The 14,651-nt window shown below is 50.6% G+C and carries 12 protein-coding genes; 8 read left to right on the forward strand and 4 right to left on the reverse strand.

All coding sequences use genetic code 11. The features are described from left to right. The first annotated feature begins 196 nt into the window (after positions 1-196). From FEK47_RS09115 to FEK47_RS09125, 3 genes are all read left to right on the forward strand, one after another. Positions 197-1,138: a pseudouridine kinase gene (locus FEK47_RS09115; RefSeq protein WP_130221881.1), complete on the forward strand. Its 942-nt coding sequence runs from the start codon at positions 197-199 to the stop codon at positions 1,136-1,138. Next, positions 1,126-2,064 (forward strand): pseudouridine-5'-phosphate glycosidase, encoded by a 939-nt coding sequence (gene psuG / locus FEK47_RS09120; protein WP_130257513.1) that lies wholly within the window; start codon positions 1,126-1,128, stop codon positions 2,062-2,064. Before FEK47_RS09115 ends, psuG begins: the two co-directional genes overlap by 13 nt. Before the next feature lie 93 nt (positions 2,065-2,157). Then, positions 2,158-3,408 carry a NupC/NupG family nucleoside CNT transporter gene (locus FEK47_RS09125; RefSeq protein ID WP_130217120.1) on the forward strand — a complete coding sequence of 417 codons (1,251 nt, stop codon included), beginning with the start codon at positions 2,158-2,160 and terminating at the stop codon, positions 3,406-3,408. Positions 3,409-3,466: 58 nt separating this feature from the next. On the opposite strand, the gene FEK47_RS09130 is transcribed toward FEK47_RS09125, so the two are convergent. Further along, a complete protein-coding gene (locus tag FEK47_RS09130; RefSeq protein ID WP_130217122.1) occupies positions 3,467-4,165 on the reverse strand; it encodes a transcriptional regulator YeiL in 699 nt (232 codons plus the stop codon). A gap of 129 nt (positions 4,166-4,294) precedes the next feature. On the opposite strand from FEK47_RS09130, the gene rihB reads away from it, so the two are divergent. After that, on the forward strand, positions 4,295-5,236 hold the full coding sequence (rihB, locus tag FEK47_RS09135; RefSeq protein ID WP_135487528.1) for a ribosylpyrimidine nucleosidase: 942 nt from the start codon (positions 4,295-4,297) through the stop codon (positions 5,234-5,236). Between the two features lie 99 nt (positions 5,237-5,335). Beyond that, complete coding sequence (locus tag FEK47_RS09140) at positions 5,336-6,586, forward strand: NupC/NupG family nucleoside CNT transporter (RefSeq protein WP_135487529.1); 1,251 nt, start codon at positions 5,336-5,338, stop codon at positions 6,584-6,586. Positions 6,587-6,640: 54 nt separating this feature from the next. Here the strand turns inward: FEK47_RS09140 and FEK47_RS09145 are convergent, their stop codons facing one another. The 3 genes from FEK47_RS09145 to FEK47_RS09155 form a co-directional block, all read right to left on the reverse strand. Further along, complete coding sequence (locus tag FEK47_RS09145) at positions 6,641-7,729, reverse strand: sugar kinase (RefSeq protein ID WP_135487530.1); 1,089 nt, start codon at positions 7,727-7,729, stop codon at positions 6,641-6,643. 2 nt (positions 7,730-7,731) lie between these two features. Next, the gene (gene nfo, locus FEK47_RS09150) at positions 7,732-8,589 is read right to left on the reverse strand and encodes a deoxyribonuclease IV (protein ID WP_059271203.1); all 858 of its coding nucleotides are present in this window, start codon (positions 8,587-8,589) and stop codon (positions 7,732-7,734) included. 73 nt (positions 8,590-8,662) lie between these two features. After that, positions 8,663-9,712: a YeiH family protein gene (locus FEK47_RS09155; RefSeq protein WP_000182044.1), complete on the reverse strand. Its 1,050-nt coding sequence runs from the start codon at positions 9,710-9,712 to the stop codon at positions 8,663-8,665. A 98-nt stretch (positions 9,713-9,810) separates the two neighbouring features. Between FEK47_RS09155 and yieE the strand changes: the two genes are divergently transcribed. The 3 genes from yieE to cirA all read left to right on the forward strand — a co-directional run bounded on the left by yieE (position 9,811) and on the right by cirA (position 14,643). Then, positions 9,811-10,692: a DNA-binding transcriptional regulator YeiE gene (gene yieE, locus FEK47_RS09160; RefSeq protein ID WP_130207074.1), complete on the forward strand. Its 882-nt coding sequence runs from the start codon at positions 9,811-9,813 to the stop codon at positions 10,690-10,692. Between the two features lie 204 nt (positions 10,693-10,896). Next, the gene (gene lysP / locus FEK47_RS09170; RefSeq protein WP_130207072.1) at positions 10,897-12,366 is read left to right on the forward strand and encodes a lysine-specific permease; all 1,470 of its coding nucleotides are present in this window, start codon (positions 10,897-10,899) and stop codon (positions 12,364-12,366) included. Positions 12,367-12,651: 285 nt separating this feature from the next. Beyond that, on the forward strand, positions 12,652-14,643 hold the full coding sequence (gene cirA / locus FEK47_RS09175) for a catecholate siderophore receptor CirA (RefSeq protein ID WP_138183167.1): 1,992 nt from the start codon (positions 12,652-12,654) through the stop codon (positions 14,641-14,643). Positions 14,644-14,651 lie beyond the last annotated feature (8 nt).

A 14,651-nucleotide genomic window follows, 5' to 3' on the forward strand; every position in this document is an offset into this window, starting at 1 on the left:
TAATCCATGCATTTAGTAGCGTTTTGTGAGCCTGTTCAAATCTGCCCATTTTGCCCATCTGGCGGCAATTTACTTTAAGTAAAACATGCATACTATGAGCACATGTTTAAATATGAACACATGTTTAAACGTTATTTGCAGTACCTATATTCTTGTGGATTGACAGAGTTGGTAATTTTTTACCAGGGGACGTGCTATGCGCGAAAAGGAATATGTCGTAATTATAGGTTCGGCGAATATTGATGTCGCCGGATATTCACATGAATCATTAAATTATGCGGATTCAAATCCAGGGAAAATAAAATTTACTCCTGGCGGAGTAGGGCGCAATATCGCGCAAAATCTGGCGTTGCTGGGGAACAAAGTCTGGCTACTTAGCGCTGTAGGCAGTGATTTTTATGGCCAATCGCTCCTGACGCAAACCAATCAATCCGGTGTTTATGTCGATAAATGCCTGATTGTGCCAGGGGAAAATACGTCGAGCTATTTATCACTGCTCGATAATACCGGTGAAATGCTGGTTGCTATAAATGACATGAATATTAGCAACTGTATTTCTGCGGAATATCTCGCACAGCACCGTGAATTTATCCAGGGAGCAAAGGTCATTGTCGCTGACTGTAATATCAGTGAAGAGGCGTTGGTCTGGATTCTGGATAATGCCGCCGACGTACCTGTATTTGTCGATCCGGTTTCGGCATGGAAATGTGTCAAAGTGCGCGACCGTCTAAGTCAGATCCATACCCTGAAGCCAAACCGTCTTGAAGCGGAAACCCTGAGCGGGATTGCGCTGTCAGGGCGTGAAGATGTCGCAAAAGTTGCCGCCTGGTTCCATCAACATGGCCTGAACCGCCTGGTACTGAGTATGGGCGGAGACGGTGTTTACTACAGTGAAATCGGCGGTGAAAACGGCTGGTCTGCACCGATTAAAACCAATGTCATTAATGTTACCGGAGCGGGCGATGCCATGATGGCAGGTCTTGCTTCGTGTTGGGTCGACGGAATGCCGTTTGCCGAATCTGTTCGTTTTGCACAGGGATGTTCGTCAATGGCACTCTCCTGTGAATACACCAATAACCCAAATTTATCGATTGCCAACGTTATATCGTTAGTGGAGAACGCAGAATGTCTGAATTAAACATTTCCCCTGAATTATTACAAATTTCCCCGGAAGTTCAGGATGCTTTAAAAAGCAAAAAACCAGTAGTTGCGCTGGAATCGACCATTATCTCTCACGGGATGCCGTTTCCACAAAATGCCCAGACGGCAATTGAAGTAGAAGAAACTATTCGTAAACAGGGCGCTGTACCTGCCACTATCGCCATTATTGGTGGCGTGATGAAAGTGGGGTTAAGCAAAGAAGAAATTGAATTGCTGGGTCGTGAAGGACATAACGTAACCAAAGTTAGCCGTCGCGATTTACCTTTTGTTGTTGCCGCCGGAAAAAATGGCGCAACCACCGTTGCTTCAACGATGATTATTGCGGCGCTTGCCGGAATTAAAGTATTTGCCACCGGGGGAATTGGCGGTGTGCATCGCGGGGCGGAACATACCTTCGATATTTCTGCCGATTTGCAAGAACTGGCAAATACCAATGTCACCGTTGTTTGTGCCGGGGCGAAATCTATTCTCGATTTAGGCTTAACTACCGAATATTTAGAAACTTTCGGTGTACCGCTAATTGGCTATCAGACCAAAGCGCTGCCTGCGTTTTTCTGCCGCACCAGCCCGTTTGACGTCAGCATTCGTCTCGACAGTGCCACAGAAATTGCCCGCGCGATGGCGGTGAAATGGCAAAGCGGGTTGAACGGTGGCCTGGTGGTAGCGAACCCGATCCCGGAACAGTTTGCTATGCCGGAACACACTATCAATGCGGCGATCGATCAGGCGGTAGCTGAAGCTGAAGCGCAGGGTGTTATTGGTAAAGAAAGTACGCCGTTCTTGCTGGCGCGCGTTGCTGAACTGACCGGCGGTGACAGCCTGAAATCCAACATCCAGCTGGTGTTCAACAACGCCATTCTGGCGAGTGAAATTGCCAAAGAATACCAGCGTCTCGCGGGTTAATTTCTGACGGGCAGAAAGCCGTCGCCCGTACTGATCATACATACCGAAACCTGGCGCTGACGCCGGGTTTACTGGCATGAAGGGAAAATCATTATGGATATAATGAGAAGTGTTGTGGGGATGGTGGTGTTACTGGCAATAGCATTTGTGTTGTCGGTGAATAAAAAGAGCATCAGTTTGCGCACGGTTGGAGCCGCGCTGCTGCTGCAAATCGCTATTGGTGGCATCATGCTCTATTTTCCGCCGGGAAAATGGGCAGTAGAACAGGCGGCATTAGGCGTTCATAAAGTGATGTCTTACAGTGATGCCGGTAGCGCCTTCATTTTTGGTTCGCTGGTTGGGCCGAAAATGGATGTTCTCTTTGATGGCGCGGGCTTTATCTTCGCCTTTCGCGTACTTCCGGCGATTATCTTCGTTACCGCGCTCATTAGCCTGCTTTATTACATTGGCGTGATGGGGCTGCTGATTCGCATTCTTGGCAGTATTTTCCAGAAAGCCCTCAACATCAGCAAAATCGAATCTTTTGTTGCGGTTACCACTATTTTCCTCGGGCAAAACGAGATCCCGGCGATCGTAAAACCGTTTATCGATCGCATGAATCGCAACGAGCTGTTTACCGCAATTTGTAGCGGGATGGCGTCCATTGCTGGTTCGATGATGATTGGTTATGCCGGAATGGGCGTGCCGATTGACTACCTGTTAGCGGCATCGCTGATGGCTATCCCCGGCGGTATTTTGTTTGCGCGTATTCTTAGCCCGGCAACCGAGCCTTCGCAGGTGACATTTGAAAACCTGTCATTCAGCGAAACGCCGCCAAAAAGCTTTATCGAAGCGGCGGCGAGCGGTGCGATGACCGGGCTGAAAATCGCCGCGGGTGTGGCGACGGTGGTAATGGCGTTTGTCGCAATTATTGCGTTGATCAACGGCATTATCGGCGGAATTGGCGGCTGGTTTGGTTTCGCCAATGCTTCTCTGGAAAGTATTTTTGGCTATGTGCTGGCGCCACTGGCGTGGATCATGGGGGTAGACTGGAGCGATGCCAACCTTGCGGGTAGCCTGATTGGGCAGAAACTGGCGATTAACGAATTCGTCGCTTACCTGAGTTTTTCACCATACCTGCAAACGGGCGGCACGCTGGAAGTGAAAACCGTTGCGATTATCTCCTTTGCGCTGTGTGGTTTTGCTAACTTTGGTTCTATCGGCGTTGTCGTTGGGGCGTTTTCGGCTATTTCGCCAAAACGTGCTCCGGAAATCGCCCAGCTTGGTTTACGGGCGCTGGCAGCAGCGACGCTTTCCAACCTGATGAGTGCGACTATTGCCGGGTTCTTTCTTGGGCTGGCGTAATGCTCGATTTGTAGTCCGGATAAGACGTATCCGGCAATCGCACTATTGCCAATAATTTTTACTGCATCATCCCGGAGAATTTATTCTCCGGGTCCATTTCCAGCGCCAACCCTAACAGCTGCTTTCTGTTTTTAATTAAATATCCTTTCTGACTTTTAATTAATAAACCGTCGTGAATGAATTGCGCGAGAACATATAATAGGTGCCGATAAGAAACACCCAAATACTCTGCCGCTTGTGTGTGTTTTTCGTGATAAAGATCACCTTCTTGCGAGAGTAATATAAATGCTGCCAGACGATTCACTAACGGAAATGATTGGTTCTGCGTTAGAGATACAATATTACGATAATTTTTATGACTTAAGGTGACGCAGAGTTTTCGTAAAAATAGCGTGTCGTTTAATAACAGCGGACGGTAATGTTTCATTGGGAGCGCAATACACCAACACTCTTCAATAGCCTGTACCGCACGCGGTTCATGATCTTTATCGATTAACTCAATCTCGCCAATAAAACAGGGCGCGGCAAAGAAATCAATCAGCGACACGCGACCATTAGCTAGCGTGGCGTAAAGTCTGGCACGGCCTCGCGTCAGGTAAAACAGCCAGGACGGCTGTTGCCCTTCCTGCACAATGTAGTCACGCGCTAAAAAATGAAACAGCCGCGTATCGGCTGAAACATCCGTTGAAAAGCAATCCTTAAACGCAGATTCACTCATCAATTGCTGCTTAAGATCATTATTGTGGATTTCTTTCACGATGTTTATCCGCTATGAGATTTCTCATATTTAGCATACGTACGCTGTTGTTAAGATTCAATCATCGGCCCGGTCGAATTTTCTTTGCTGTAGAAAAAATAACGCAACTGGAAACAGAGGAAATAAACAATGGAAAAGAGAAAAATTATTCTGGATTGTGATCCGGGTCATGATGATGCTATTGCCATAATGATGGCTGCGAAACATCCGGCGATTGATTTATTAGGTATCACTATTGTGGCGGGTAATCAGACGCTTGATAAAACATTAATTAATGGCCTGAATGTTTGCCAGAAACTGGAGATTAATGTTCCGGTTTATGCGGGGATGCCGCAGCCCATTATGCGTCAACAAATTGTTGCCGATAATATTCACGGTGAAACCGGACTGGATGGCCCGGTATTCGAGCCGCTAACCCGCCAGGCAGAAAGCACTCATGCGGTGGAATATATCATTGATACCCTGATGGCAAGCGATGGCGATATCACTCTGGTGCCGGTTGGTCCGTTGTCAAACATCGCGGTGGCAATGCGCATGCAACCCGCAATCCTGCCCAAAATCCGTGAAATTGTACTGATGGGCGGCGCTTACGGTACTGGCAACTTTACGCCATCCGCCGAGTTCAACATCTTTGCTGACCCGGAAGCCGCACGCGTGGTGTTCACCTCCGGCGTTCCGTTGGTGATGATGGGCCTCGATCTTACCAACCAGACCGTTTGCACCCCGGACGTGATTGCGCGGATGGAAAGGGCAGGCGGCCCTGCCGGAGAGCTGTTCAGCGACATCATGAACTTCACTCTCAAAACGCAGTTCGAAAACTACGGTCTGGCTGGCGGCCCGGTGCACGACGCCACCTGCATCGGTTATCTGATTAACCCTGATGGCATTAAAACCCAGGAGATGTACGTCGAAGTAGACGTTAACAGTGGCCCTTGCTATGGGCGTACCGTCTGCGACGAGCTGGGCGTTCTTGGCAAGCCTGCTAATACCAAAGTCGGCATCACTATTGATACCGACTGGTTCTGGGGATTAGTCGAAGAGTGCGTGCGCGGCTACATCAAAACCCATTAAGTGTTGATAACAAGCCGGGCCAGTATCGCAAAGTGCAGGCCCGGCTATTTCTGATGGGCAGAAAGCCGTCGCCCAAAATGACATGAAGAGATAATAACTATGGATGTCATGAGAAGTGTTCTGGGAATGGTGGTATTGCTGACGATTGCGTTTTTACTGTCAGTAAACAAGAAGAAGATCAGCCTGCGTACCGTTGGCGCGGCGTTAGTGTTACAGGTCGTGATTGGCGGCATTATGCTGTGGTTACCGCCAGGGCGTTGGGTCGCTGAAAAAGTCGCTTTTGGCGTGCATAAAGTGATGGCGTACAGCGACGCGGGTAGCGCATTTATCTTCGGTTCTCTGGTCGGACCGAAAATGGACACCTTATTTGATGGCGCAGGATTTATCTTTGGTTTCAGGGTATTACCGGCAATTATCTTCGTCACTGCACTGGTGAGTATTCTCTACTACATCGGTGTGATGGGGATTTTAATTCGCATTCTCGGCGGTATATTCCAGAAAGCATTAAATATCAGCAAGATTGAGTCATTCGTCGCGGTCACTACCATTTTCCTCGGGCAAAACGAAATTCCGGCGATTGTGAAGCCCTTTATCGATCGGCTTAATCGCAATGAGCTGTTTACAGCTATTTGCAGCGGCATGGCCTCGATTGCTGGTTCGACGATGATTGGTTACGCTGCACTGGGCGTACCTGTGGAATATTTGCTGGCGGCATCGTTAATGGCGATCCCCGGCGGGATCTTGTTTGCCCGCCTGCTAAGCCCGGCTACGGAATCTTCACAGGTTTCCTTTAATAACCTCTCTTTCACCGAAACACCGCCAAAAAGCATTATTGAAGCGGCAGCGACAGGGGCGATGACCGGGCTGAAAATCGCTGCGGGTGTGGCAACAGTAGTTATGGCATTTGTTGCCATCATTGCGTTAATTAACGGTATTATCGGCGGCGTTGGCAGCTGGTTTGGTTTTGAACATGCCTCGCTGGAGTCCATTTTAGGTTATCTGCTGGCCCCACTGGCGTGGGTGATGGGTGTTGACTGGAGTGATGCAAATCTTGCCGGGAGTTTGATTGGGCAGAAGCTGGCGATAAATGAATTTGTCGCTTATCTCAATTTCTCGCCATATCTGCAAACGGGTGGCTCACTGGATGCAAAAACCGTGGCGATTATTTCTTTTGCGCTGTGCGGTTTCGCTAACTTTGGTTCTATCGGGGTAGTGGTAGGGGCATTTTCTGCGGTTGCGCCACACCGTGCGCCGGAAATCGCCCAGCTTGGTTTACGGGCGCTGGCGGCGGCGACGCTTTCCAACCTGATGAGTGCGACCATTGCCGGGTTCTTTATTGGTTTAGCGTAGTGCGCGATTTATGAGCCGGATAAGACGCGTTAAGCGTCGCATCCGGCAACATTGTTACACCATTGGCACTAATGAAAGCGCGTTATCGGCAGACAGGGTAGGGTTGTTTAAGCTGCCGCTGGCGCGCGAAATTGCCGCGCAGGCCATCGCAAAACGGGCGCTATCACGGAAATTGCTTCCTTCCAGAAAGCTATACACCAGGCCCGCCATAAAACCATCGTCAGCACCAAAACTGTCTACCGTCGTATGCGCTGGCGCAGTCAGCAAAAATTGTTCACCATCCTTTTCGCTGCAATAAACTGACTCATCGGGCAAATAAACAAACAGTTGCTGAACACCTTGCTGATGCAACGCATTCACTGCGGCATTACGGTCAGCATCGCTGATGATCGCCTGTCCCCATAAAATTTCCAGTTCCTGTAAAGTGGGTTTCAGGGTGTGAATATGCGCCAGCCAGTGTTTGATTTTGCCCGCTTTGAATTCTGAAACGGTATCGACAAACACCGGGATGTCATCAGCGAGGGTAAAGACCCACTCCAGCGCCTCGGCAGTCAGGTTACAATCTGCCAGCACTACGCCCGCATGACGAAGTAAATCGCGAGACCCGTTCAGTAGTTGCGGTGTCAACTGTTCCAACAGATGGGTATCGTTAATCGCCAGCACGGTTTCATCGTCTCGATTGGCAATTGCCAGATACGTCGATGTGCTTTGGCCGTGTAAACGAACGCAGCCGGAGACATTCACGCCGGCGCGGCGCGTCTCTTCCAGGAGCATTTCGCCATAAAAGTCATCGCCAATCACCGAGAGTAAATGGACGTCGCGGCCTAACAGCGCCAGATTGTGGGCGATGTTGCGCCCAACGCCGCCCGCCGAGCAATGAATCGTACCGGGATTAGAGGCCGCTTGCGGATAACGGATATCCGCCATCCCGCGAATATCCATATTGATTGTTCCCACCACCACGCAATATTCCTGCTCGGTGAGAATGTAACCTTTGCCTTTAATCCGCCCTTTGCGCATTAAATCCATAATATGCGCCGCAACGCGCGAACGGCTGATTTGCAGCATGTCCGCAATTTCGTTCTGCTGAATCAGCGGGTTACGCCGTAAAATTGCAAGGATCTCCTTCTCCCGGTTATTCATCTTCAGGCTACCGCTTTTTCAGTTTGTTGCGCTTTCAGCCAGGCGATCTCTTCTGCCCAGATATCCGGGTTGATGGTTTCAAGGATCAGCGGAATGCCGTCGAAACGGTCGTCCTGCATGATCCAGCGGAACGCATCATGACCGATATTGCCTTCACCGAGGCTATGATGGCGGTCAACGCGGCTGCCAAAGGCGCTTTTCGCATCGTTAAGGTGCATCCCGCGCAGATATTTAAAGCCGACAATACGGGCAAAATCCGCGAATGTTTTCTCGCATTCTGCTGGAGTACGCAAATCATACCCGGCAGCGAAAGCATGGCAGGTATCAATGCAGACGCCGACGCGGGATTTATCTTCCACGCCGTCGATAATCGCCGCGAGATGTTCGAATTTAAACCCTAAATTGCTGCCCTGACCGGCGGTATTTTCAATCACCGCGGTCACACCTTGTGTTTTATCCAGTGCAATGTTGATGGATTCGGCAATACGCGCAAGGCAATCCTCTTCTGAAATCTGCATCAGATGGCTGCCAGGGTGGAAGTTGAGCAAAGAAAGCCCCAGCTGTTCGCAACGCTGCATTTCATCTATAAAGGCATCGCGCGATTTTTCCAGAGCTTCAGCGACTGGATGTCCGAGGTTAATCAGATAACTGTCGTGGGGAAGAATTTGCGCCGATGTGTAGTGATATTTTTCACAGGCGGCTTTGAATTCATCGATGGTTTGCGTCGTGAGCGGTGCGGCACGCCACTGACGTTGGTTTTTGGTGAACAAGGCAAACGCGGTTGCGTCGATTTCGGCGGCGCGAATTGCGGCATTTGCCAGACCGCCAGCAGCACTAACGTGCGCTCCAATGTATTTCATGCGAGGACTCCTGTTAAACCCGCTGGAGGAAAACGGTAATGATAGCGGGTTAACAGGAGCAAGATGTAGTGGTTTATGCGATGACGCTTTGAATCACATAGTTAATTGCACCACCACCAACAATCAGCCAGGCAAACAGTACCAGTGCCATCAGCAGAGGTTTCGCCCCGGCTTTTTTCAGCGCGCTGACGTGAGTGGTCAGACCCAGCGCCGCCATCGCCATTGCCAGCAGGAAGGTATCCAGCGTTACCAGCATGTTCACCACGCTCTGCGGTAACAGGTGGAACGAGTTAAAGATGGCAACTACGATGAACAAGATGGCAAACCACGGAATAGTGATTTTGCTTTTCTCGCCGCTGTTCGCCCCAGACAGCTGTTTAACACGCGCCGCCAGCAGGATGAGGAACGGAGCCAGCATCATCACGCGCAGCATTTTGGAAATAACTGCTGCGTTTTCTGCATCCGGGCTGATGGCATGACCTGCCGCCACCACCTGCGCCACTTCGTGCACAGTAGAACCAATGTAGATACCGAAAGTTTCCGGACTAAACCATTGAGACATCAGCGGATATATCGCCGGGTAGAGGAAAATCGCGACGGTCCCGAAGATAACAACGGTTGCAACAGCCACGGTTACTTTACTGGCTTCCGCTTTCACTACCGGCTCAGTCGCCAGTACCGCTGCAGCACCACAGATACTGCTACCGGCACCGATCAACCAGCTGGTGTGCTTATCAAGACCAAACACTTTCTGCCCCAGGAAGCAAGCCAGCAGGAAGGTACTGGACAGCGTCAGCACGTCAATGATGATCCCACTGATACCGACATCGGCAATTTGCGAGAACGTCAGACGGAAGCCATAAAGAATGATACCCAGACGTAATAAATATTGCTTGGCAAACAGCACGCCACCGTCACAGCTTTTCCAGATGTGCGGATAGATGGTGTTGCCTAAAACCATCCCCAACAAGATTGCGAGGGTGAGGGCACTAAACCCGGCACCCGCAATCGCGGGAATGGAACCACCCCACAGGGCGACCCCGGTGATAACTGCACTCAGGGCTAACCCCGGAATAAAATGCCACAGTGTACGATGTTGTTTCTGTAAGGTGATATTCGTCATAACCCTCTCCTTTAACCGGGCATAAGGTTACGACTAACTGGTTTAAAAATAAAATTGATTATATATTTATAATTAATCTTTATAAGTGGTAAGCGACTATGCACATCACCCTCCGGCAGTTGGAAGTTTTTGCAGAAGTATTGAAAAGTGGATCAACCACCCAGGCGTCGGTGATGCTGGCGTTGTCGCAATCAGCAGTGAGCGCAGCCTTGACCGACCTGGAAGGGCAGCTTGGCGTGCAACTGTTTGATCGCGTGGGGAAAAGACTGGTTGTTAATGAACACGGGCGGCTGCTCTATCCGCGCGCGTTGGCACTGCTTGAACAGGCGATTGAAATCGAACAACTGTTTCGCGAAGACAACGGCGCGATTCGTGTCTATGCCAGTAGTACCATCGGTAACTACATTCTGCCTGCAGTCATCGCCCGTTATCGCCATGATTATCCGCAGTTGCCGATTGAACTGAGCGTTGGGAACAGCCAGGACGTGATGCAAGCGGTGCTGGATTTCCGCGTTGATATTGGCTTTATTGAAGGACCGTGCCACAGCACTGAAATCATTTCTGAACCGTGGCTGGAAGACGAGCTGGTGGTTTTCGCCGCGCCGACTTCGCCGTTGGCTCGTGGTCCGGTCACTTTAGAACAGCTGGCCGCTGCGCCGTGGATCCTGCGTGAACGCGGTTCCGGCACGCGGGAGATTGTCGATTATCTGTTACTGTCGCATTTACCGAAGTTTGAGATGGCGATGGAATTAGGTAACTCCGAGGCAATCAAACATGCGGTGCGTCATGGGTTGGGAATCAGTTGCCTGTCGCGAAGGGTCATTGAAGATCAATTGCAGGCTGGCACATTAAGTGAAGTTGCTGTCCCTCTGCCGCGCCTGATGCGTACGTTGTGGCGTATACATCATCGGCAGAAACACCTTTCCAACGCGTTACGGCGCTTTCTGGAGTACTGCGATTCCTCCACTTTGCCGCGTTAATCCGTTGTACAGAAACCTACGGGGGCTGTGTCGATTTTGTGACGCAGCACCACCGGTATACATTCGCCAGAAAAGAGATTGGTTGCTTTACTTATAATCCCTGGGCGATCATGAAGGTGTCTTATAAAAGCGTATTTCTACCGGAAGGATTGCAAATCGTCTGCTACAATCGCGCCTCATTTTTAAGATGGATAGCATTTTCGTATGGTTTCCGAAACTAAAACCACAGAAGCGCCGGGCTTACGCCGTGAATTAAAGGCGCGTCACCTGACGATGATTGCCATTGGCGGTTCCATCGGTACGGGTCTTTTTGTTGCCTCTGGCGCAACGATCTCTCAGGCAGGTCCAGGTGGGGCGCTGCTCTCGTATATTCTGATCGGCCTGATGGTTTACTTCCTGATGACCAGTCTTGGTGAACTGGCGGCATATATGCCGGTTTCTGGTTCCTTTGCCACTTACGGTCAGAACTATGTTGAAGAAGGCTTTGGCTTCGCGCTGGGCTGGAACTACTGGTACAACTGGGCGGTAACTATCGCCGTTGACCTGGTGGCCGCTCAGTTGGTCATGAGCTGGTGGTTCCCGGACACCCCGGGTTGGATCTGGAGTGCGCTGTTCCTGGGCGTTATCTTCCTCCTGAACTACATTTCAGTTCGTGGCTTTGGCGAGGCGGAATACTGGTTCTCACTGATCAAAGTCACCACGGTCATTGTCTTTATCATCGTCGGCGTGATGATGATTATCGGCATCTTCAAAGGCGCACAGCCTGCGGGCTGGAGCAACTGGACGATTGGCGAAGCACCATTTGCTGGTGGTTTTGCGGCGATGATCGGTGTGGCAATGATTGTCGGCTTCTCTTTCCAGGGAACTGAGCTGATCGGTATTGCTGCAGGCGAGTCTGAAGAACCGGCGAAAAACATTCCACGCGCGGTACGTCAGGTGTTCTGGCGAATCCTGCTGTTCTATGTGTTCGCAATCCTGATCATCAGCCTGATCATTCCATACACCGATCCGAGCCTGCTGCGTAACGATGTTAAAGACATCAGCGTCAGCCCGTTCACCCTGGTGTTCCAGCATGCGGGTCTGCTCTCTGCGGCGGCGGTGATGAACGCGGTTATTCTGACGGCGGTGCTGTCAGCGGGTAACTCCGGTATGTATGCGTCTACTCGTATGCTGTACACCCTGGCGTGTGACGGTAAAGCGCCGCGCATTTTCGCTAAATTGTCGCGTGGCGGCGTACCGCGTAACGCGCTGTATGCGACCACGGTAATTGCGGGTCTGTGCTTCCTGACCTCCATGTTTGGTAACCAGACGGTATACCTGTGGCTGCTGAACACCTCCGGTATGACAGGCTTTATCGCCTGGCTGGGAATTGCGATCAGCCATTATCGTTTCCGTCGCGGTTATGTGCTGCAGGGGCATGATATTAACGATCTGCCGTACCGTTCAGGCTTCTTCCCGCTGGGACCGATCTTCGCTTTTGTGCTGTGCCTGATTATCACTCTGGGCCAGAACTACGAAGCGTTCCTGAAAGACACTATCGACTGGGGTGGCGTAGCGGCAACCTATATTGGCATCCCGCTGTTCCTTATGATCTGGTTTGGCTATAAGTTGATTAAAGGAACCCACTTCGTACGCTACAGTGAAATGAAGTTCCCGCAGAACGATAAGAAATAAGTTTTACCCCTTCCTTAATAAAGCCCTCTCAACCGAGAGGGCTTTTTCTTTTCCTTAGTATTCATACTGATATAAAATTTAACATTTGGATTGATAATTGTTATCGTTTGCATTATCGTTACGCCGAAATCAAAAAAGGCTGACAAATCAGAGGCTGTTCAGGCTTTTGGGATGATCACCTGCATACAAAAAAGTCTACCGCGATGCTGCCGTACGCAAGGGGACATGAAGAAGATGTGAGCGATAACCCATTTTATTTTCGTAGTTACCTCATGGAGATATGGAATGTTTAGGTTGAACCCTTTCGTACGGGTCGGGCTGTGTTTGTCCGCAGTTTCATGTGCATGGCCTGTGTTAGCGGTTGATGATGATGGCGAAACGATGGTAGTCACTGCATCTTCCGTTGAACAAAACCTCAAAGATGCGCCCGCCAGTATCAGTGTCATTACCCAGCAAGATTTGCAACGTAAACCAGTGCAAAATTTGAAGGACGTCCTCAAAGAAGTGCCGGGCGTACAACTGACTAACGAAGGGGACAACCGTAAGGGCGTCAGTATTCGTGGTCTGGATAGCAGCTACACCCTGATTCTTGTCGATGGTAAACGTGTTAACTCGCGCAATGCCGTCTTCCGCCATAATGACTTTGACCTGAACTGGATCCCGGTCGATTCCATCGAACGTATCGAAGTGGTACGTGGCCCGATGTCTTCACTGTATGGTTCCGATGCGCTCGGCGGCGTGGTGAACATCATCACCAAAAAAATCGGCCAGAAATGGTCAGGCACTGTAACGGTAGATACCACCATTCAGGAACATCGCGATCGCGGCGACACCTACAACGGCCAGTTCTTCACGAGTGGACCGCTGATTGACGGCGTGCTGGGAATGAAAGCTTACGGTAGCCTGGCAAAACGTGAAAAGGATGACCCGCAGAGTTCCTCTACTACCGACACGGGAGAAACGCCGCGTATTGAAGGATTCTCCAGTCGCGACGGCAATGTCGAATTTGCCTGGACGCCGAATCAAAATCACGATTTTACCGCTGGTTACGGTTTTGACCGCCAGGATCGCGATTCTGACTCGCTGGACAAAAACCGCCTCGAACGCCAGAACTACTCCGTAAGCCATAATGGGCGCTGGGATTACGGCACCAGCGAACTGAAATATTATGGTGAGAAAGTCGAGAACAAAAACCCAGGCAACAGCAGTCCGATTACTTCCGAAAGTAACACGGTCGATGGTAAATACACGCTGCCGCTGACGACTATCAATCAGTTTGTCACGGTGGGTGGTGAATGGCGCCACGACAAACTTAGCGATGCGGTGAACCTGACCGGCGGCACCAGCACTAAAACGTCCGCCAGTCAGTACGCGCTGTTTGTGGAAGATGAATGGCGGATCTTCGAGCCGCTGGCGCTGACGACCGGCGTGCGTATGGACGATCACGAAACCTACGGCGAACACTGGAGTCCGCGTGCCTACCTGGTTTATAACGCCACCGACACCGTAACGGTGAAAGGGGGCTGGGCGACGGCATTTAAAGCACCTTCGTTATTACAACTTAGCCCCGACTGGACGACCAATTCCTGCCGTGGCGCATGTAAGATTGTGGGTAGCCCGGATCTGAAACCAGAAACCAGCGAAAGTTGGGAACTGGGGCTTTACTACATGGGTGAAGAGGGCTGGCTGGAAGGTGTTGAATCCAGTGTGACCGTCTTCCGCAATGATGTGAAAGATCGTATTAGCATCAGCCGTACATCTGACGTCAATGCTGCGCCGGGTTACCAAAACTTTGTTGGTTTTGAAACGGGGGCAAACGGACGGCGCATACCGGTGTTCAGCTACTACAACGTTAACAAAGCTCGTATTCAGGGCGTGGAAACCGAGCTGAAAATTCCGTTCAACGATGAATGGAAGCTGTCACTCAACTACACCTACAACGATGGACGCGATGTTAGCAACGGTGAAAACAAACCGCTATCCGATCTGCCGTTCCATACCGCTAACGGTACGCTGGACTGGAAACCGCTGGCGCTGGAAGACTGGTCGTTTTATGTTTCTGGTCACTACACTGGTCAGAAACGAGCCGACAGCGATACCGCTAAAACGCCAGGTGGCTATGTGATCTGGAATACCGGCGCGGCCTGGCAGGTGACCAAAGACGTCAAACTGCGCGCAGGCGTGCTGAACCTGGGCGACAAAGATCTGAGTCGTGATGACTACAGCTATAACGAAGACGGACGTCGTTACTTTATGGCAGTGGATTATCGCTTCTGATGAGAAGA

The sequence above is a fragment of the Escherichia sp. E3659 genome, from assembly GCF_005781135.1.
In the GTDB taxonomy this organism is placed as follows: Bacteria; Pseudomonadota; Gammaproteobacteria; order Enterobacterales; family Enterobacteriaceae; genus Escherichia.

Bases quoted from the DNA above. Each gene is read 5' to 3' on its own strand.
- FEK47_RS09115 (WP_130221881.1), top strand. From the start codon at position 197: ATGCGCGAAAAGGAATATGTCGTAATTATAGGTTCGGCGAATATTGAT.
- psuG (WP_130257513.1), top strand. From the start codon at position 1,126: ATGTCTGAATTAAACATTTCCCCTGAATTATTACAAATTTCCCCGGAA.
- FEK47_RS09125 (WP_130217120.1), top strand. From the start codon at position 2,158: ATGGATATAATGAGAAGTGTTGTGGGGATGGTGGTGTTACTGGCAATA.
- rihB (WP_135487528.1), top strand. From the start codon at position 4,295: ATGGAAAAGAGAAAAATTATTCTGGATTGTGATCCGGGTCATGATGAT.
- FEK47_RS09140 (WP_135487529.1), top strand. From the start codon at position 5,336: ATGGATGTCATGAGAAGTGTTCTGGGAATGGTGGTATTGCTGACGATT.
- FEK47_RS09145 (WP_135487530.1), bottom strand. From the start codon at position 7,729: ATGAATAACCGGGAGAAGGAGATCCTTGCAATTTTACGGCGTAACCCG.
- nfo (WP_059271203.1), bottom strand. From the start codon at position 8,589: ATGAAATACATTGGAGCGCACGTTAGTGCTGCTGGCGGTCTGGCAAAT.
- FEK47_RS09155 (WP_000182044.1), bottom strand. From the start codon at position 9,712: ATGACGAATATCACCTTACAGAAACAACATCGTACACTGTGGCATTTT.
- yieE (WP_130207074.1), top strand. From the start codon at position 9,811: ATGCACATCACCCTCCGGCAGTTGGAAGTTTTTGCAGAAGTATTGAAA.
- lysP (WP_130207072.1), top strand. From the start codon at position 10,897: ATGGTTTCCGAAACTAAAACCACAGAAGCGCCGGGCTTACGCCGTGAA.
- cirA (WP_138183167.1), top strand. From the start codon at position 12,652: ATGTTTAGGTTGAACCCTTTCGTACGGGTCGGGCTGTGTTTGTCCGCA.